General features: G+C 69.9%; 17 protein-coding genes. 8 read left to right on the forward strand and 9 right to left on the reverse strand.

The annotated features are described in order from the left end of the window. Nucleotides 1–21: 21 nt before the first annotated feature. From rpsD to truA, 4 genes are all read left to right on the forward strand, one after another. The gene (rpsD, locus tag BLR04_RS25215; protein ID WP_090769730.1) at nucleotides 22–648 is read left to right on the forward strand and encodes a 30S ribosomal protein S4; all 627 of its coding nucleotides are present in this window, start codon (nucleotides 22–24) and stop codon (nucleotides 646–648) included. A gap of 106 nt (nucleotides 649–754) precedes the next feature. Further along, nucleotides 755–1,771, forward strand: a complete 1,017-nt coding sequence (locus BLR04_RS25220) for a DNA-directed RNA polymerase subunit alpha (RefSeq protein WP_090769732.1) — start codon at nucleotides 755–757, stop codon at nucleotides 1,769–1,771. 114 nt (nucleotides 1,772–1,885) lie between these two features. Continuing rightward, nucleotides 1,886–2,434, forward strand: a complete 549-nt coding sequence (rplQ, locus tag BLR04_RS25225; RefSeq protein WP_090769734.1) for a 50S ribosomal protein L17 — start codon at nucleotides 1,886–1,888, stop codon at nucleotides 2,432–2,434. Between the two features lie 75 nt (nucleotides 2,435–2,509). Beyond that, the gene (gene truA, locus BLR04_RS25230; RefSeq protein ID WP_090769736.1) at nucleotides 2,510–3,400 is read left to right on the forward strand and encodes a tRNA pseudouridine(38-40) synthase TruA; all 891 of its coding nucleotides are present in this window, start codon (nucleotides 2,510–2,512) and stop codon (nucleotides 3,398–3,400) included. Here the strand turns inward: truA and BLR04_RS40860 are convergent. The 3 genes from BLR04_RS40860 to BLR04_RS25245 form a co-directional block, all read right to left on the reverse strand. Then, nucleotides 3,365–6,601 (reverse strand): hypothetical protein, encoded by a 3,237-nt coding sequence (locus BLR04_RS40860; protein WP_090769738.1) that lies wholly within the window; start codon nucleotides 6,599–6,601, stop codon nucleotides 3,365–3,367. The two genes, truA and BLR04_RS40860, sit on opposite strands and share 36 nt — an antisense overlap. 99 nt (nucleotides 6,602–6,700) lie before the next feature. Next, nucleotides 6,701–7,747 (reverse strand): hypothetical protein, encoded by a 1,047-nt coding sequence (locus BLR04_RS25240; RefSeq protein ID WP_143022187.1) that lies wholly within the window; start codon nucleotides 7,745–7,747, stop codon nucleotides 6,701–6,703. A gap of 24 nt (nucleotides 7,748–7,771) precedes the next feature. Next, nucleotides 7,772–8,461, reverse strand: a complete 690-nt coding sequence (locus BLR04_RS25245) for a CAP domain-containing protein (RefSeq protein WP_090769741.1) — start codon at nucleotides 8,459–8,461, stop codon at nucleotides 7,772–7,774. Nucleotides 8,462–8,831: 370 nt separating this feature from the next. Between BLR04_RS25245 and rplM the strand changes: the two genes are divergently transcribed. From rplM to BLR04_RS25265, 4 genes are all read left to right on the forward strand, one after another. Next, entirely contained in the window at nucleotides 8,832–9,275 is a 444-nt protein-coding gene (rplM, locus tag BLR04_RS25250; protein ID WP_090769743.1) for a 50S ribosomal protein L13, read from the forward strand. A 26-nt stretch (nucleotides 9,276–9,301) separates the two neighbouring features. Then, nucleotides 9,302–9,823, forward strand: coding sequence for a 30S ribosomal protein S9 (gene rpsI / locus BLR04_RS25255; RefSeq protein WP_090769746.1), 522 nt, complete (start codon nucleotides 9,302–9,304; stop codon nucleotides 9,821–9,823). A gap of 1 nt (nucleotide 9,824) precedes the next feature. Next, the gene (gene glmM, locus BLR04_RS25260; protein ID WP_090769748.1) at nucleotides 9,825–11,171 is read left to right on the forward strand and encodes a phosphoglucosamine mutase; all 1,347 of its coding nucleotides are present in this window, start codon (nucleotides 9,825–9,827) and stop codon (nucleotides 11,169–11,171) included. Between the two features lie 476 nt (nucleotides 11,172–11,647). Continuing rightward, nucleotides 11,648–12,409 (forward strand): hypothetical protein, encoded by a 762-nt coding sequence (locus tag BLR04_RS25265; RefSeq protein ID WP_143022188.1) that lies wholly within the window; start codon nucleotides 11,648–11,650, stop codon nucleotides 12,407–12,409. A 75-nt stretch (nucleotides 12,410–12,484) separates the two neighbouring features. Here BLR04_RS25265 and BLR04_RS25270 read toward each other — a convergent pair whose 3' ends face one another. The 6 genes from BLR04_RS25270 to coaA form a co-directional block, all read right to left on the reverse strand. Then, nucleotides 12,485–13,201: an ABC transporter permease subunit gene (locus BLR04_RS25270; RefSeq protein ID WP_090769917.1), complete on the reverse strand. Its 717-nt coding sequence runs from the start codon at nucleotides 13,199–13,201 to the stop codon at nucleotides 12,485–12,487. Between the two features lie 76 nt (nucleotides 13,202–13,277). Then, nucleotides 13,278–14,195 carry an ABC transporter ATP-binding protein gene (locus BLR04_RS25275; RefSeq protein ID WP_090769753.1) on the reverse strand — a complete coding sequence of 306 codons (918 nt, stop codon included), beginning with the start codon at nucleotides 14,193–14,195 and terminating at the stop codon, nucleotides 13,278–13,280. After that, entirely contained in the window at nucleotides 14,192–15,052 is an 861-nt protein-coding gene (locus BLR04_RS25280; protein WP_090769755.1) for an ABC transporter permease, read from the reverse strand. Before BLR04_RS25280 ends, BLR04_RS25275 begins: the two co-directional genes overlap by 4 nt. Then, nucleotides 15,045–15,956: an ABC transporter ATP-binding protein gene (locus BLR04_RS42445; RefSeq protein ID WP_090769757.1), complete on the reverse strand. Its 912-nt coding sequence runs from the start codon at nucleotides 15,954–15,956 to the stop codon at nucleotides 15,045–15,047. The genes BLR04_RS25280 and BLR04_RS42445 overlap by 8 nt, the downstream gene beginning before the upstream one ends. Before the next feature lie 10 nt (nucleotides 15,957–15,966). Further along, nucleotides 15,967–16,923: a DUF389 domain-containing protein gene (locus BLR04_RS25290; RefSeq protein ID WP_090769759.1), complete on the reverse strand. Its 957-nt coding sequence runs from the start codon at nucleotides 16,921–16,923 to the stop codon at nucleotides 15,967–15,969. A 169-nt stretch (nucleotides 16,924–17,092) separates the two neighbouring features. Beyond that, nucleotides 17,093–17,995: a type I pantothenate kinase gene (coaA, locus tag BLR04_RS25295; RefSeq protein WP_218129153.1), complete on the reverse strand. Its 903-nt coding sequence runs from the start codon at nucleotides 17,993–17,995 to the stop codon at nucleotides 17,093–17,095. Nucleotides 17,996–18,026: the final 31 nt, after the last annotated feature.

The raw sequence follows: 18,026 nt of genomic DNA on the forward strand, positions 1-18,026 counted from the left end.
AAGCCCAGGAGATAGAGAGAAATGGCTCGTTACACGGGCGCGGACTGCAAGCTCTGCCGTCGCGAGAAGACCAAGCTCTTCCTCAAGGGCAGCAAGTGTGAGTCCGCCAAGTGCCCCATCGAGATCCGTCCTTACCCGCCGGGTGAGCACGGCCGCGGACGCCCCAAGGAGTCCGAGTACCAGCTTCAGCTTCGCGAGAAGCAGAAGACTCGTCGTATCTACGGCGTCCTCGAGAAGCAGTTCCGCAACTACTACGAGGAAGCCGCCAGCAAGAGCGGCAAGTCGGGTGAGGTGCTCCTCCAGATCCTGGAGAGCCGTCTCGACAACGTCGTCTACCGCGCCGGCTTCGCCCAGTCGCGTGACGCCGCCCGCCAGCAGGTGCGCCACGGCCATATCCTGGTGAACGGCAAGAAGGTCGACATCCCGTCGTACCGCGTTCGCGAGCACGACATCGTCGAGGTCCGCGAGACCAAGCGCAACATGCTGCCGTACGAGGTGGCCCGCGCCACCGCCGGTGAGCGCACGGTTCCCGCCTGGCTCGGCGTCGTGCCGGAGAAGCTCCGCGTCCTGGTGCACCAGCTGCCGGTTCGGCAGCAGATCGACACCCAGGTCCAGGAGCAGCTCATCGTCGAGTACTACTCGAAGTAAGTAGTCACTCGCTCGGTCCGGGTACGGCATGCCGTACCCGGACTAGGCTGTTTATCGGAGTGGCGTCATATAGCGGGCGCCACACGAAAAAGGGGAGAACCCACACATGCTGATCGCTCAGCGTCCGACTCTTCTCGAAGAGTCGATCGACGACACCAGGTCCCGGTTCGTCATCGAGCCGCTGGAGCCGGGCTTCGGCTACACCATCGGCAACTCGCTGCGCCGCACACTGCTGTCGTCCATTCCGGGCGCGGCCGTGACGAGCATCCGTATCGAGGGCGTGCTGCACGAGTTCTCGACGGTTCCCGGGGTCAAGGAAGACGTCACCGACATCATCCTCAACCTCAAGGAACTCGTCGTCTCCTCCGAGCACGACGAGCCTGTCGTGATGTACCTGCGCAAGCAGGGCCCGGGTGAGGTCACCGCCGCCGACATCGCGCCGCCGGCCGGTGTCGAGGTGCACAACCCCGAGCTGCGCATCGCCACGCTCAACAGCAAGGCGAAGCTCGAGATGGAGCTGACCGTCGAGCGCGGTCGCGGCTACGTGTCCGCCGCGCAGAACAAGCAGCCGGGCCAGGAGATCGGGCGCATCCCGATCGACTCGATCTACTCCCCGGTGCTCAAGGTCACGTACAAGGTCGAGGCCACCCGAGTCGAGCAGCGCACCGACTTCGACCGGCTCATCCTCGACGTCGAGACCAAGCCCGCGATGAAGCCCCGCGACGCGGTGGCCTCCGCCGGCAAGACTCTCGTCGAGCTGTTCGGCCTGGCCCGTGAGCTCAACGTCGAGGCCGAGGGCATCGACATCGGCCCGTCGCCCACCGACGCCGCCCTGGCGGCCGACCTGGCGCTGCCGATCGAGGAGCTCAACCTCACCGTCCGCTCCTACAACTGCCTCAAGCGCGAGGGCATCCACACCGTGGGTGAGCTCGTCGCCCGCAGTGAGCAGGACCTGCTCGACATCCGCAACTTCGGCGCCAAGTCGATCGAAGAGGTCAAGCAGAAGCTGCACGAGATGTCGCTGGCGCTGAAGGACTCCCCGCCCGGGTTCGACCCGAGCGCGGTGGCCGGCGGCGGCTACGACGACGACGACAGCGCGTACGTCGAGACCGAGCAGTACTGAGATCGTCCCCGCGGGTGTCCGCGGGGCAACGTAACGGCGCCGCGCATCCGCGGCGCCGGCCCGACTCCGGTACCTGGTACGGCCGGGGCGGGTTAACCCTGGAGGAGACAGACCATGCCCAAGCCCACCAAGGGTGCACGCCTTGGCGGTAGCCCGGCGCACGAGCGGCTGATCCTGGCGAACCTCGCCACCGATCTGTTCCGCCACGGCAAGATCCGTACGACGGTCGCGAAGGCCAAGCGCCTGCGCCCGCTGGCCGAGCGCCTGATCACCAAGGCGAAGAAGGGCGACATCCACAACCGTCGCCAGGTGCTGACCGTCGTCCGGGACAAGGGCGTCGTGCACCACCTGTTCACGGAGATCGCTCCGACGTTCGCCGAGCGTCCCGGTGGCTACACGCGCATCACCAAGATCGGTGCCCGGAAGGGCGACAACGCCCCGATGGCGGTCATCGAGCTGGTGGCCGAGCCGCTGAACGCCGTCACCACCCGCACCGCGGCTCCCGCCGCTGCCGCCGCTCCGGCGCCGGCCGCCGAGGAGACCGAGGCGCCCGCGACCGAGGCCGCCGAGGTCGAGGCCGCGGAGCCGAAGGCCGAGGAGACGGCTCCGGAGGCTGCTGCCGAAGAGGCTCCGGCCGCCGAGGCGAAGAAGGACGAGGCCTGATCTCTCAGGCTGGTTGAAGCCGGGCCCGGCCCCCTCACGGGGGTCCGGGCCCGTTTTCGTACAAGGAGGATCATCGTGGTACGGCTCCGTCTCGATCTCGCCTACGACGGGACCGACTTCTCCGGCTGGGCCGGCCAGCCCGGGCGGCGTACGGTCCAGGGGGAGATCGAGCAGGCGCTCGGCCGCATCCTGCGCATGGCCACGCCTCCCACCCTCACCGTGGCGGGACGTACCGACGCCGGCGTGCACGCGCGCGGGCAGGTCGCGCACGTGGACGTGACGGACGAGACGCTGGCCGAGCTCGACAGCAACCGTGGGCCGCTGAGCGTCGACGAGCGGCTCGCTGCGCTCGTGAGACGGCTTGGTGGGGTCTTGCCGCTGGATGTACGGGTTCGGCGGGTCAGCGTGGCTCCTGAGGGCTTTGACGCCCGTTTCTCGGCGCTGTACCGGCGTTACGCGTACCGGGTGTGCGACGCGGCCGGTGGCGTCGACCCGCTGCGACGGCGCGAGATCGTCTGGCACAACCGGCCGCTCGACCTCGACCGGATGAACGTGGCGGCCGCGCGGCTGCTCGGCGAGCACGACTTCGCGGCGTTCTGCAAGAAACGCGAAGGCGCCACGACGATCAGGGAACTGCAGCGGCTCGAGTGGGCGCGCGAGGCGGACGGCGTGCTTGTGGCCACCGTCGTCGCGGACGCGTTCTGCCACTCGATGGTGCGGGCGCTGGTGGGGTCGCTGCTCGCGGCCGGAGACGGACGGCGGACGGCGGAGTGGCCCGGCGAGGTGCTGACCCGCGCCGTACGCGACTCAGGGGTGCACGTGGCGCCCGCGCACGGGCTGTGCCTGGAGGAGGTCGGCTACCCGGCGGAGGCGGAACTCGCCGCGCGGGCCGAGGCCACGCGGCGAGTCCGCACCCTGCCGGCTCCTGGGTCAGTCGCTGGTGGCGCGACGCTCCAGGACCAGTGACGTCTCGTCGCGGAACGCGCCGCTGACCTCGGGCAGCGTCTTCTCGTCGGAACCCGGCGTGCGGCCGTCGGCGTGGGTGGCGTAGCTGAAGACGATGTAGCGTCCCCACGCGAGCCCGGCCGCGTAACCGCCCGCGATGTGCACCTTCTCGCTGCCCGAGCCCTCCGCGCCCGGCAGCGGACGGAACCACACGTTGCGCGACAGGTCCTTCGCCTGGTCGGCCGCCGACGCGGAGTCCTTGTCGGGAAAGACCGCGATGCCGGTCGTGACCGCGTAGCGGCGTTTGCCGTCGACGTACGTGGCCCGCAGCACGCGGCTGCAGCCGTGCTCCTTCAGGGCCGTGGCGAACGCGCCCGTCGCCGCCTTGTCGCAGGACGTCTCCAGGGTGGCCTTGACCCGGGTGAAGGTGGCGCCCGACGCCGTCACCTTCTTCTTCGGGAACGCTTCCGACAGGGCCATCTTCTGCGGGTCGCTCTGCTCGGAGTCGAGGGCGGACGTGCTGGGCGCGTCGGCGGACGGGGCCGCCTCGGCGGAGACGGGGGGCTGGGACGCGCTCGGGAGTCCGGCGGCGGCCGTGGACGGGCCCTGGGCGCTCACCGCCTGGTAGGCGAAGAAGCCGCCGGTCGCCACGCCGGCCAGCGCCAGCGCGCCGAGCGTCACGAACAGGGCTCGCTTGCTCTTGGGAGGTGGCGGTGGTGGGGGCGGGGTCTGGAACGGAGGCTGCTTGAACGCCCCTGGGGGGAACATGGGCGTGCCCTGACGGGGGACCGGCAGGTTCATCGGGGGTTTCTGGCCCCAGGTGTCCTTGGCGAACGGGAGGTCCGGCAGCTTCTCACCGGCTGGGGGCGTGGGGGGCCATACGGGGACGTCGCCGGGCTCGTGGGGCGGGGTGGGCGTGCCGTCAGGGGTGGCTTCGGTGTCGGGGGTCGCGTCGGGTGCGGTGTCGTGCGTCGCGCCGTGAGCGGGCTCTTGTGTTGCGTCGTGAGCGGTGCCTTGCGGCGCTCCGTGAGCGGCGCCCGGGGTGTCGTCCTCCACGGCGAACGGCTGTGTGCCGAGGTCTTCCGGCCTCTGGTGGGGGGTCGTGAGGGCGGTGTGCTCCAGCTGGTCCACCGGGGCGGCGAGGACGCCGGGCGCTGCCTCCTCGTACGGCTGGGCCGCCTCCTGGTGCTCCGGCGCGGGCCGCGACACGGCTTCTACGGCCTGGGCCGTCGGGTCCGTGGCGGGTCCGAGGTGGTCGCCGGGGACGGCGTCGGGACGGTGGCCGCCCGGTGGGTCAGGGGGAGTGGGGATGCCGTCGACCGGCGCGGTGCCGTGCGCGGAACCCACGTGCGCGATGTCCGGGTGGGCGGCTGTGTGGCCGGCGTCCGTGTACGGGGTTCCCTGGGCGGCGTGCGGGTGGGTGGTCCCGTGAGCCGTAGGCGGGTGGCCGGTGTTCGGGGTGGCCGGGTGCGGGCCCTGGTCCGGTTGGGTGGCGCGTCCGTGGTCGGCGTTCGGGTGGAGGGCGCCAAGGTCGGAGGCGGGCACGGGGCGGGTGTCGTCCGGGGCGCCTGGGGCCGGCTCGTTCGGCGCTGACGTACCAGGACCGGCGTGGGCCGGGCCATGAGCCGGCGGCTGCGGGCCGTTGTCCGTGGGGTGCGAACGTGCCGGACGGGTCATGCCTTCCGGGTTGGTGGCGTTCGGGTCGAACGGCGGGAGGCGGTTCGGCTCGTCAGGCTCGGCGACGAGTTCCCCGGTCGCGGCCGGCCACGGGGGCAGGGCGGTCGGGTCGGAGACGGGCACGGGCCACACCGGCATGCCCGCCGCGGCGGCGGTGAACGCGGGCGGCGGCTCCCATGGCGGCGCACCCGGCACCACCGGCTGCCCGGTCCAGTGACCAGGCTGCTGCCCGTGCCCCTGGCCCTCCCGGCGCTGCCCGTGCTGCCGGCCGTCCCAGGGCTGTCCCTGGCCGGGTGCGGGGCTGTTCCAGTGCTGTCCGTGCCCCTGGCCGTCCCATGGTTGGGCGTGTGGGGGCGGGGGCTGGTCCTGGTTGCTCTGCTGGTTCCGGGGCCGGCCGTGCTGGTTCTGGTGGTTCCACGGCTGTTCGTGATGGCTCTGCCGGCCCCAGGGCCGGCCGTGGGGGTTCTGGTCGTTCCACGGCTGCTGGTGGTCGCCCTGCGCGCCGGGGTGGCCCTGGGCGGTCGGTGCGCCGAACGCTCCTGGGTGGGGGGCCGTGGGGTCGGCGGTGCTCGAAGCGTCGGGGTATCCGGCGGGGCCAGGAGCCGAGTGGCTCGAACCGTACGGAGACGCCGGGTGGACGGCGGTGCCGTGCGGGTCGGTGCTGGTCATGCCCGGGTGGACGACCGTGCCGTTCGGGTCGGTGGCGGCCTGGTGCTCCGGAGGAACGGCCGTGCCGTGCGCGTAGGCAGGGGGGACGGCTGCGTCGTGCGGGTGGGCGCTCGGGTGCGGGCCGCTCGGCGCGCCGAGCGGGGGCGGCCCGGCGAACGCGTGCCCGGAGCCGGGCGGCGCCGGACTGGCGCCGGGCGCTGGGGAGCCGAAGGCGTGCGGATGTGCCGGGCTGGTGCCTGCCGTTTGGGAGCCGGGCCCGTGCGGGTGGGCGGGGGTGCCGGACGTGTGGATGTGGGGGGTGTCCGGGTGGGTGGGCGGCGCGGTGGGGTTCTGGGGGGAGATGCGTTGGGGGGCGGGCGCAGTGACGGCTTGGGTGTGGTGGACGGCGGTGGCGCTGGCGTCGGTGCTCGTGTACGGGCCGTCGGTCGCGATCAGCCCGTCGGCTCCGGTCGGACGGTCGGCTCCGATCAGGCCGCCGGGCCCGATCGGGTCGCCCGCACCGATCAGCCCGTCGGTTCCGACCGGGCCGCCAGGCCGCGGGCCGTTGGCGCCGGACAGGTCGGTGGTGCCGGCCTGCGCGGTGCCGATCACGCCGTCGACGATGGCCGGGGGGTTGGTGGGGTCGGCGTACCAGTCGTAGGTGTCGTCGGCGGGGACTTCCCAGGGTTGCGCGCCTGGTGGTGGGGCGATCGGGGAGTCGCCGAAGACGGGGGCGGCGGGCCGTGGCTCGGCCTCGGCCGCCCCGTGGGTTCGGGGGAACGCCGGTGGTACGTCCTGGCTGTCGGTCTGGCCGAAGCTCGGCGGTGGGGCCGCCGGAGCGGCCGAGCTGTCGGCCGCCCTGCGATCGTGCTCAGACCCGGGTTCCTGGCCACGCATAGCTGGAGCCTAGCGAGAGGATCGAGATCGTTAGGCCGGTATGGGTGTTCCCGGACGCATCAGGCGTCCTTTTTGTGGCCACTTGTCACACAAAGCGACTCAGCTCAGCCTGCTTCCCGTCAGGGAACGGTGGTCCATGGCTTTGAACACCGTGGCCTTGGTGATGTCGTCGATCGCCTGGCTGATGCGCTTGGAGCCCTTGGAGTCGGGCTTCGTGCCGTCCTTGTTCTGGAACCAGACCAGCACCGCGTAGTGGCCCCACGTCAGGATCTTCGCGCCGCCGCTGCCCGCGCCGAGGTGCTTGGTGACCTCGTCCTTCCCGGCCAGTGGTTTGACGTAGTTCTCGGTGTTGCCCGCCTTGGCCACCTTGCCGGCCGACTTGCTGGTGTTGAGGTTGCCCACGCCGACCGTGCCGATCACCTTGCCGTCCTTGTCACGGAAGCTGGCACGGACGAACTGGGTGCACTTGGCCGCTTTGAGCGCCTTCTGGAGCTTGTCGCCCTGGGCGCCGTCGGTGCACTTCTTGTCCTTGCTGGTGATCGTCATCTCGTAGTCGCGGCCGGAGACGGAGAACTTCTTGTTCGTACCGAAGATCTCCTTGACCGAGATCGAGTCGGGGTCGGTGGTGCGGTCGGCGGCGAAGCCGTACTTGCCGGACGGCACCGACGGCAGCGGCGCCGAGGTCTGGCGGGCCGTGGTGGTCTGGTCGGGGGTGGGGGCGTCGGCGTTCCACATCACGGCGAGGCCCCCGCCGAACAGCCCGAGCACCAGCACGCCGCCGATCGCGGCCCACATCGGGGCGCGCGAGCGTGGACCCTCGTCGTACGGGCTCCACCCGACCCTGCTCTGCGGCACGTACTCGATCTCGGGGGAGGCGTCGGGCTCGCCCGGTGCCGCCGGGTCGGGCGAGGCGTTGCGCTGCTTGCGGGAACGGCGGGGCGCGCGGCCCTCCGGCGCGGGTGCCGGCGGCTCACCAGGAGGCTGCTGACCGGGAGGCTGCTGACCGGGAGGCTGCTGACCGAGAGGCTGCTCACCGAAAGGAGCGAAAGGGTCGCCGGCGGTCTTGGGGGCGGGCGCCATCCCGTAGGGGGCGCCGCCGAACGGCGCGCCGCCCATGCCGTTTTCACGTTCGTCGGGAAAACCCATGCGGCGACATTACCGTGACGCGCGTCATCGGGTTCCGAAGTCCTGCGTCCACCACGGGCCTCCTGGGCCGGAGGCGACGCCCACGCCGATGGCCTTGAGCCGGCAGTTGAGGATGTTCCTGCGGTGGTCACGTCGGTCGAGCCAGCCGTCGACGGCCGCTTCCGGGGTGGTGTAGCCGGCGCCGATGTTCTCGGCGGCCCCCCAGAAATAACCGGCACGTTCCATCCGGGCCCAGGGCGAGGAGCCGTTCGGCGAGTTGTGGACCAGCTTGCCGGTACGGGCCATCTCCAGGGAGTGCCTGCGGGCGGAGCGCGTGAGACCGTCGTCGACCCGCAACGGACGGCAGCCGTGACGCGAGCGCGCGGCGTTGGTCAGCGAGACGACCCGGCCGGCCATGCCGGCGAGCACGCGCACGCCTTCGCTGTGGTCGCCGAGCAGTGGGTCCTCGGGCACGTCGAAGCCCTGCACCAGGCCGGACGGTGTCCGGACCGTCCCGGGGGTGGCGCGGGCGGCCTTCTCGGGCGTGGTCTGCCGGGGGATCTTCTCGGCCAGCGGCCGGGACTTGCGCTCGGACGGTGGCGCGGGCCGGGTCGCCGCGGCGGGGGGCGGGACGGTCTCTTCGAGGTAGACGCGGCGGGCCTGCCCGGGGTCGTGGTCCAGGCGGCCGATGAGCACGCCGGTGAACAGCGCCGCCAGCGTGAGGCAGCCCAGCACACCCAGGTGACCCCGGCGCCGAGGACCCCGCTGGGACCGCAGGGAGTGAAAGCTCTGCCACATGCCGAAATCAACGATAGGGATCGGGAGCCGTGGGATTGAAGGGGCCGCAGGGAAACGAAATGGAACCGTTCTGCGATCAGGTAGGATCGTTCGAGGTTACCGGTCTTTTGACCAGGACGCCTTCGGGCGGGTAGCCTCTCGTTTCGTGTGTGCATAGGTCCCCGTGACCAATGCGCGGCGCGTCCGGCGTCATCTCCCATGCTGCGGAGACGGAAGGTCCGGGCCGTCGTGTGCCCGCACCGACCGAACCCATGTAGCTGTCGCATCCGACAGCGCCGAAGACGCGAGCATAAAGAAGGCTACGACCGTGCGCACGTACTCACCGAAGCCCGCCGACGTCCAGCGTCAGTGGTACGTCATCGACGCGACCGATGTCGTGCTGGGCCGGCTGGCCAGCCACGTCGCGACCCTGCTCCGCGGCAAGCACAAGCCGATCTTCGCCAACCACGTCGACACCGGTGACTTCGTCATCGTCATCAACGCGGACAAGATCGCGCTGACTGGCAACAAGCTTGAGCAGAAGAGGGCGTACCGCCACTCGGGCTACCCGGGCGGTCTGCGTTCCGTCTCGTACGGCGAGCTCATGGAGAAGCGGCCGGACAAGGCCGTCGAGAAGGCCGTCAAGGGCATGCTTCCCAAGAACTCCCTCGGCCGGAAGATGGCCAAGAAGCTGAAGGTCTACGCGGGTAGCGAGCACCCGCACCAGGCCCAGCAGCCGGTGCCCTTCCAGATCACCCAGATCGCCCAGTAGTAGTTCGAAAGAGTTAGAGGAGAACCGTGGCTGAGCCCACCGGTGTCGAGACGGTCGTCGAGGCCGAGCTGGAGGAGTACTCCGGCGAGGACTTCCCGTCCGAGTACACCACCGAGTCCGCCGCCAGCGCCGACGCTCCCGTGCGGAAGCCCGTCACCACGGGCAACTCGTACGGCACGGGCCGCCGTAAGGAGGCGATCGCCCGCGTGCGCATCGTCCCGGGCAGCGGCAAGTGGACGATCAACGGTCGTTCGCTGGACACGTACTTCCCGAACAAGGTCCACCAGCAGATCGTCAACGAGCCGTTCGTCGTGCTGGGTGCCGAAGAGGCGTTCGACGTCATCGCGCGCATCGACGGCGGCGGCGTGACCGGCCAGGCCGGCGCGCTGCGCATGGGTCTGTCCCGCGCCCTCGCGACGCTGGACGTCGAGGTCAACCGGCCGCCGCTGAAGAAGGCCGGCTTCCTCACCCGTGACGCCCGCGCCACGGAGCGGAAGAAGTACGGCCTCAAGAAGGCCCGCAAGGCTCCGCAGTACAGCAAGCGCTAAATTGGGGCGCCTTTTCGGCACCGACGGGGTACGTGGGGTCGCTGGTCGCGACCTCACGGCGGAGCTCGCCATGGACCTGTCCGTGGCGGCTGCGCACGTCCTCGGCGATGCAGGCGCTTTCTCCGCCACCGGACGCCGTCCGGTGGCGGTCGTAGGCCGGGACCCGCGTGCCTCAGGTGAATTCCTGGAGGCCGCTGTGGTCGCCGGCCTTGCGGCGTCTGGTGTGGATGTGCTGCGCCTCGGCGTACTGCCCACCCCGGCCGTCGCCCACCTCACCGCGGCGCTCGGCGCCGATCTCGGGGTGATGCTGTCGGCGTCGCACAACCCGGCGCCCGACAACGGCATCAAGTTCCTGGCCCGCGGCGGCTTCAAGCTGTCCGACTCGGTCGAGGACGAGATCGAACGGCGGCTGGGTGAGCAGTGGAGCTTCCCCGTGGGCTCGGGCGTCGGTCGCGTACGTGACGCCTACGGTGAGGCCGACCGGTACATCTCGCACGTGCTGACCACGATGGACCACTCGCTCGACGGGCTGAACATCGTGGTCGACTGCGCTCACGGCGCGGCCCACATGGTCGCTCCGGAGGCGCTGCTGCGCGCGGGGGCCCGGGTGGAGGCCATCGGGGCGCGTCCCGACGGCCTGAACATCAACGCGGAGCACGGCTCGACGCACCTGGACAAGCTCCAGCAGATCGTCGTGTCGCGCGGGGCCGACCTGGGCGTGGCCTATGACGGCGACGCCGACCGCTGCCTCGCGGTCGACCACACGGGCGCGATCATCGACGGCGACCACATCATGGCCATCCTGGCCGCGGCCATGCACGGCGAGGGCCGGCTGGTCAAGGAGACCGTGGTCGCGACCGTGATGTCCAACCTGGGCTTCAAGCTCGCGATGCGCGAGGCGGGCATCACCGTGGTCGAGACCGCGGTGGGCGACCGCTACGTGCTGGAGCGGATGAAGGCGGACGGCTACAACCTCGGGGGCGAGCAGTCGGGGCATGTGATCATGCTCGACCACGCCACCACGGGTGACGGCCTGCTCACCTCGCTGCACCTGCTGGGCGTGATCGCCAAGTCGGGCGTGTCGCTGAAGGAACTCGCCTCGGTGATGACGCCGCTGCCGCAGATCCTGATCAACGTCAAGGACGTCGACAAGGGCAAGGCCACGGTTCCCGAACTGCTCGCCGCCGTCGCCGAGGCGGAGGCGGAGCTGGGTGAGACCGGGCGCGTCCTGATCAGGCCGAGCGGCACCGAGCCGATGATCCGGGTCATGGTCGAGGCCGCGTCGGAGGAGCACGCCACCCAGGTGGCGGGCCGGCTGGCCGACGTGGTGCGCAAGGCCTGCATCTAGAGAGTTCACCGGATCGGGTACGGCGCCGGGTGGCGTCGTACCCGATCTTTTTTTGTGCCCGCGTGGTGGTGCGGGGGGTCGCCGTCCGTGACGAGCGTGTCCGGGTACGGCGCGCCTTCCGGTGGTCCGGTCGGCGGGTGGGGGCGTGCGGATCCCGGGTGGTGCGCGGGACCGCGCCTGGTGCGGATCCGCGGGGTGTTCCGCGTTTTCCCTGGTAGGGCGGGGTGGGGAATGGCGTGCGGTTTATCTTCCTGCCTAGGTACGAAAATGCCGACAAATGCTGACGCACACGAGTATCTGACAAGAAGTCAGAGTCGATTGGTAAATAACGGTATGTGAGTTACCAAATACAACGTCAGCGAAAATGGCGCCTATGTGTGGCTATTGGTGTATAACTGGTCAGCGCGCCGCAGCCTTTTCTCGTTTGAGCGGCGCGTATTCGTTTCCGTAGCCAAACCCTCAGAAAGGCCAGTCCCTTGAAGACCAAGACTGTCGTGGCCGCGGGCATTCTCGCGATCGCGACCCTCACCGCGACGGCTCAGGCCGCTGTCGCGGACACCCCCGAGCCCGCCGCCACCACCACCCCTGCGGCCTCGCAGGAGCAGCAGCAGGAGGCGGCCAAGGCGCCGGTCTCCACGGTGCCGACCGCGCAGCACACGGCGGAGTGCGGCAAGGTCACCCTGACCTTCACCAACCCCACCAACTGGGAGCACACCTTCGACTACCGCGTCGACAACCAGCGGGCCAAGTACCCGCCGGTGTCCAACCAGGTGATCAAGGAAGGCCCGTACGAGGGCAAGAAGTTCGGCTGGCGCTACAACCAGGTCAAGGTGGCCGCCAAGAGCTCCAAGACCGTCGAGGTGCCGTTCCGCGCGATGTCCGGCACGCACAAGGTGTCGTACTGGCTGCAGCAGGGCCCCGAGCAGAGGTGGTTCCTCGCCCCGGTGACGGTGGACGTGAAGACCTTCTGCAGCTCGCGCACCCAGGCTCCGACGTTCAAGCAGCCGCGCTGCACCGACAAGGACGCGCACATCGAGGTCCCGGCGGCCACCGGCGTCCGGTACTACTACCAGTCGGGTCGTCGCAAGCAGGCTCTCGTTGTCGGTGACAACAAGGTCCGCGCCGGTTCCTCGGGCGTCGTGCTCGCGGTGAAGACCAGCAAGTCCGTGATTCTGCGGGGCAAGACCAGCTGGCCTGTCAAGTTCGACAAGGCTCCCAGCACGTACACCTGCTCCTGATTTTCGCCGGACGAGCCCCCACCCGTTCGGGTGGGGGCTTTGTTGTCGTTATTTTCCGGCAAAACAAACAGGGATTTATTCGTCCCCGGTGAGAGAAAAGGCCCGCAGGCGGCGGCCGGCGTAGAGGACGGCGGCGATCGTGACGACGATCAGGGCAGGGACGGCGAAACTCAGACTGACGTCCGACTCGAAGAACGCCGAGGTGGAGATCTGGTCGGCGATCGCCTGCCCCCAGCGCTGGATCGAGTACGTACGGGCGCCCGTGATGAGGTTGCCCACCAGGCTCTCCCAGACCAGGGCGTAGAGGATGCCGATCGTGACCGCGTGCCGGGTGACCACGCCGAGCAGCAGGAACACGGCGGCGTACGCGACGCCGGCCGCCAGCGACCCCACGGCGAAGCCGGCCGCGATGTTGTCCTCGTTGCCGACCAGGATCCAGGCGGCGACGTACGTGGGCAGCGCGGCGAAGACCGCGAGCAGCGTGACCGCCACCACGAACTTCGTCAGGGCGATGACCGGTCGGGAGATCGGCTTCGACATCAGGTGGATGATCGTGCCGTCGTCGATCTCGGGGGCGATGACACCGGTGCCCGCGATCAGGCCGAGCAGCGGGAGCATCGTGCTGATGGCGAAGGTCTGCATCAGCGTGACGGTCGTGGCCTGGTCGTCGCCGTCGAAGATGCGCAGCAGCACCGCGAGCCCGATGAGGGCGAGGGGCAGCAACAGGAGCAGGATGATCCGGCGGCGGCCGAGCAGGGCCCGGTAGGTGATGCCGGCCACGACGGCGTTCATCGCCACGCTCCCTGCTCATGGCCCCGCCGGGCGAGGCGGGCGCGGTCGTCGCTGTCGTGCCGCGGCCGGTGGTGGTTCATGCGCCGCTCCGGTTGATGAGGTAGGAGAAGACGCTTTCGAGGTCTTCGTCGGCGGGGGAGATCTGGTGGAGGCGTACGCCTTCTTCGCGGGCGACCTGGGGCAGCAGCGTGGCGAAGCGGCGGAACTCGGTCGCCTGCACCTCCAGACTGTCAGGGCGCAGGGTGATGCCGCCGGTGGACGCGTCGCGCACGAGGGCGGCGGCGAGCTTGCGGTCGTCGCTGGAGCGGATCATGAACAGGTGGGGGCGGTCGGTCATCAGCCGCCGGATCTCGCGGAAGTTGCCGGACGCCGCGTGCCGTCCCGCGACCAGCACCTCGATGTGCTGGGCCACCCGTTCGACCTCCTCCAGGATGTGGGAGCTGAACAGGATCGTCTTGCCCGCGGCGCCCATCCCGCGGATGAGGTCCATCAGGTGCAGCCGCTGGCGCGGGTCCATGCCGTTGAACGGCTCGTCGAGCAGCAGCACCGCCGGGTCGTGGACGAGCGCCGCCGCGACCTTCACTCGCTGGCGCATGCCCTTCGAGTACGTCTCGACGCGGCGGTCCTTCGGCTCCTCCATCTCGACGGTGGCCAGGGCCTTGCGCGCGGCCTCCTCGGGGTCGCTCAGGCCGTGCAGGCGAGCGGCCGAGAGCACGAACTGCCAGCCCGTCAGGAAGCCGTACACGCCCTCGCGTTCCGGGACGAGGCCGATGTCGCGGTAGACGCGGTGGTTCTTCCAGACGGGGGAGCCGTTCAGCGTGACCGTGCCGTTCGACGGGGCGAGGAAGCCGGCCATCATGTGCAGCAGCGTCGACTTGCCGGCGCCGTTGGGGCCGAGCAGGCCCGTGACGCCGGCGCTGATGGTCATGGTGACGTCGTTGACGGCGACCACGTTGCCGTACCAGCGGGAGACCTCCGACAGTTCGATCTTCACTGCGCGGCCGCCTTCCTGTAGCGCAGGGCGAGCGCGCCGAGGCCGACGGCGATGAGCACCAGCAGGAACGCCGTGGAGCCCGCGCCGCTGGGGTAGGCGGCGCTCTCGATGGAGTGGGGCGGTGTGCCGAACAGCCACGACTGCACGGAGTCGACCAGCCAGAACGGGTTGAGCACCCAGGCCCACGGCGCGATCGCGTCGTTGCCGGTGTTGACCATCATCCCGTAGAGCAGGGGCACGGACGCCGACGACAGCAGGTACACGGTGATCACCGAGGCCACCCCCAGCCCGCGCCGCGGCGTGAACGACGCGAGGGCCAGCCCGAACGCCGACAGCAGCACCGCCAGCACCAGCGCCATGAGCAGGCTGCCGAGGAACTCGCCGGTGGCGGGCGGCCCCGGCATGTCGACGACCAGCTCGCCCAGGTACATCACCACGAGCGGGGTCGCCACCAGTGCGAACACCGCCACGGTCATGGCCGCGACCTTCGCGCCGACGTACTCGACGATCGTGAGCGGGCGCGACAGGTAGAGCGGCAGGACCCGGTGGCGTAGGTCGGGCGCGACGACCGTGGGGGCCTGCGCGGCGAGGAAGATCGCGACGACGGCCTGCATGACGACCGCGAACCCGCTGTACTCCATGCCGCGCTGGCCGATCAGGGCCATCATCGCGACGGTCACGATCGCGGGCAGCAGCATGATTCCGGCCAGCGCGAACGGCACGATCTTGCTGCGCGCCGGGCGGCCGAGACCGAAGACGCCGCGCAGGCTGTGCGCGGTCAGCGCGAGGACGGTGTGGCCCCGGCCGAGCCGGGGGCCGTCGTAATGGCGGTAACCGATGTCGTAGATCTCAGACACGGGTGCTCGCCTCCTCCCTGAAGACGTCCTCGATGCGGTGACGGTTCTGTTCGAGGCGGATCAGGCAGAGCCCGAGGTCGGCGGCGGCGTCGCGGACGGCGTCGTACGTCTCGGGCCCGAGGACCTTGACCACCAGCATGCGGCCCTGCGGCGAGACGGTCTGCCCACCGGCGGTGAGCCGCTCGGCCAGGTCGTCGAGGCCTTCGTCGACCTCGACCGTGACGGTCTGCGTGGCCTGGGTGAACTCGCCGATCGCCGAGGAGCGCAGCAGCCGGCCGCCGTCGATGACGATCACGTGGTCGCAGACGCGTTCGAGCTCGCCCAGCAGGTGGGAGGTGACGAGGACGCTGATGCCGAACTCGGTGCCGATGCGCCTGATCAGGGTGAGCATCTCGTCACGGCCGCGGGGGTCGAGGCCGTTGGTGGGCTCGTCCAGGAAGATCAGCTTGGGGTCGTGGACGAGGGCCTGGGCCAGCTTGACCCGCTGCTTCATGCCGGTGGAGTAGCCGCCGATCGGCCGGTAGCGCTCTTCGGCGAGGCCCACGTGGCGCAGCACGTCGGCGGCCCGTTCGCGGGCGGCGACGCGTGGCAGGCCGGACATCCGCGCCAGGTGGACGACCAGTTCGGTGGCCGAGACGTCGGGCGGCAGGGATTCGTGCTCGGGCATGTAGCCGACGAAACGGCGGATCTCGGCGCCCTGGGAGACGATGTCGAGGTCGAGCACCCGCGCCCGGCCGCCGCTCGGCGGCAGCAGGCCGAGCAGCATCTTGATGAGCGTGGACTTGCCGGCGCCGTTCGCCCCGACGAGCCCGGTGACGCCGGGCTCCACGGCGACCGTGAGCTGGTCGACCGCGGTGACGGTGGGGAAGCGTTTGGTCAGCCCCTCGGTGGCGAGGATGTGCATGTGCCGGACCCTACCCGTAGGGGTGCCGCGGTGGCCTCGTCCACGAGGATGAACGACGTCCGACCTGAGGCCAGAATGCGCGCTGGACCGTGAGGACGACGGTGCCGGAGACGACCATCCCGAGAACGTTGACGGCGAGCTGCAGGGCGGCGTGTCCGACCTCCGACCATTGGCCCAGTGCCAGCGCGACGGCGGCGTACCCGGCGGCGGGCACGGTGGTCACCGAGATGAAGACGCCGACGAGGGCCGACGACTTGCCGGCCGTGATCGACAGCACGCCCGCCGCGCCGGCCAGCAGCGCCACGATGAACGACCAGCGGTCGGGTTTGACGATGAACTGCATCTCCTCGTTGGTGGCGAGGTTGGCGTCGCCGATCCAGCCGAGCAGGGCGGCGACGAACGCGCACGCGAACGTGACGGCGACGGCGACGGCGAACCCGACGGCCAGCGTCCGGAACGCGGTGGCGATCAGGTCCCATTTGCGGTGCAGCAGGCCGAAGCAGACGGCGGCGACCGCGCCGAACTCGGGGCCGAGCACCATCGCCCCGACGATCAGGACGGGGGAGTCCAGCACTACGGCGATGCCGCTGAGCTGGGTGGCGATGATCAAGAAGACGAGGTAGGCCCAGGTGACGCGTGTCTCGGCGTGGAGGCGCTGGGCGAGCTCCTCCCAGACCACCGCGTCGTCGGGTTCTCCAGGGGCGGCCTCGATCGCGTCGGCAGCGACCTCGGACATCGACAGGTCGACCTGCTCGACCGCGATGGAGCCCTCGGTCCGCAGCCAGCCGAGCCGTCCGAGCAGTTCGTTGGCCGACTCCCTGGCCGCGTCGCACAGGACGACGTCACCCGCGGGCTCGCGGGCGGCTCCGGGGAGGACGACGATGTTGGTGACGCCGGGGCAGTCGGCCAGGACCGTCATCGCCTCCCCGGTGCGCGCCGGAGGAACGATCAGTCGTAGGTGCAGCACTAGGTCATTGTTGTCGATCGGACGTTGATGGCACTTTGACCGGAAAGCGCGAAACTTCCGCTCATGATGGGGTTCATGTGCCACGACCACGGCGAGGATTGCTGGTTCGCCGCCGTGGACGACCAGGAGTGCCGGGGCAGGTTCGCCCGGTTCCTGTTCGAGGAGGCGTTCAGCTCTGGCGGAGCAGCACCTTCTGCACCGAGTGGTCCGCACCCTTCTTGAGGACGAGATCGGCGCGGCCTCGGGTGGGGGCGATGTTCTCGACGAGGTTGCGTTCGTTGATGTCGCGCCAGACGTTGACCGCGAACTTCGTGGCCTCGTCGTACGACATGGCGGCGATGTGCCGGAAGTACGACTTCGGGTCCTCGAAGGCCGTGCGTCGGAGTTTGTGGAAGCGTTCGACGTACCAGCTACGGATGTCCTCCACCTTGGCGTCGACGTAGATGGAGAAGTCGAAGTAGTCGTTGACGGCGAGGGAGGTGGGTGGGGCGGGCTGGAGGACGTTGAGCCCTTCGAGAATCAAGATGTCCGGACTTTTCACTACTTGTGCAGCGCCGGGGACGATGTCGTACTCGAGGTGGCTGTACACCGGCGCGCACACCTCGGCCGTCCCCGCCTTGACCGCCGCCACGAACCTGACCAGCGCCCGCCGGTCGTAGCTCTCGGGGAAGCCCTTGCGGTGCATGATCTTCTTGGACTCGAGGACGGCGTTGGGGTAGAGGAAGCTGTCGGTGGTGACCAGCTCCACGTGCGGATGTTCGGGCCAGCGAGCCAGCAGGGTGTGCAGCAGCCGCGCCGTGGTCGACTTGCCGACCGCGACGCTGCCCGCCAGACCCAGCACGTACGGCACGCGCCGCTCGGATTTGCCGAGGAACGCTCTCAGTACGCTGCTGCGCTGCTTCGACCCGGTGAAGTGCAGGTTGAGCAGCCGGGCCAGGGGGAGGTAGATGTCGGTGACCTCGGTCAGGTCGATGGGGTCGTCGACGCCGCGCAGCTCTTCCAGCTCGTCTGCGGTGAGAGTCAAGGGCGTGTTCTTGCGGAGCTCACTCCACTGCTCCCTGCTCAGTTCCACGTAGCCGTTGTTCACTTGGGCAGCGTAGCGA

The sequence above is a fragment of the Nonomuraea maritima genome, assembly GCF_900100395.1.
Lineage (GTDB): Bacteria > Actinomycetota > Actinomycetes > Streptosporangiales > Streptosporangiaceae > Nonomuraea > Nonomuraea maritima.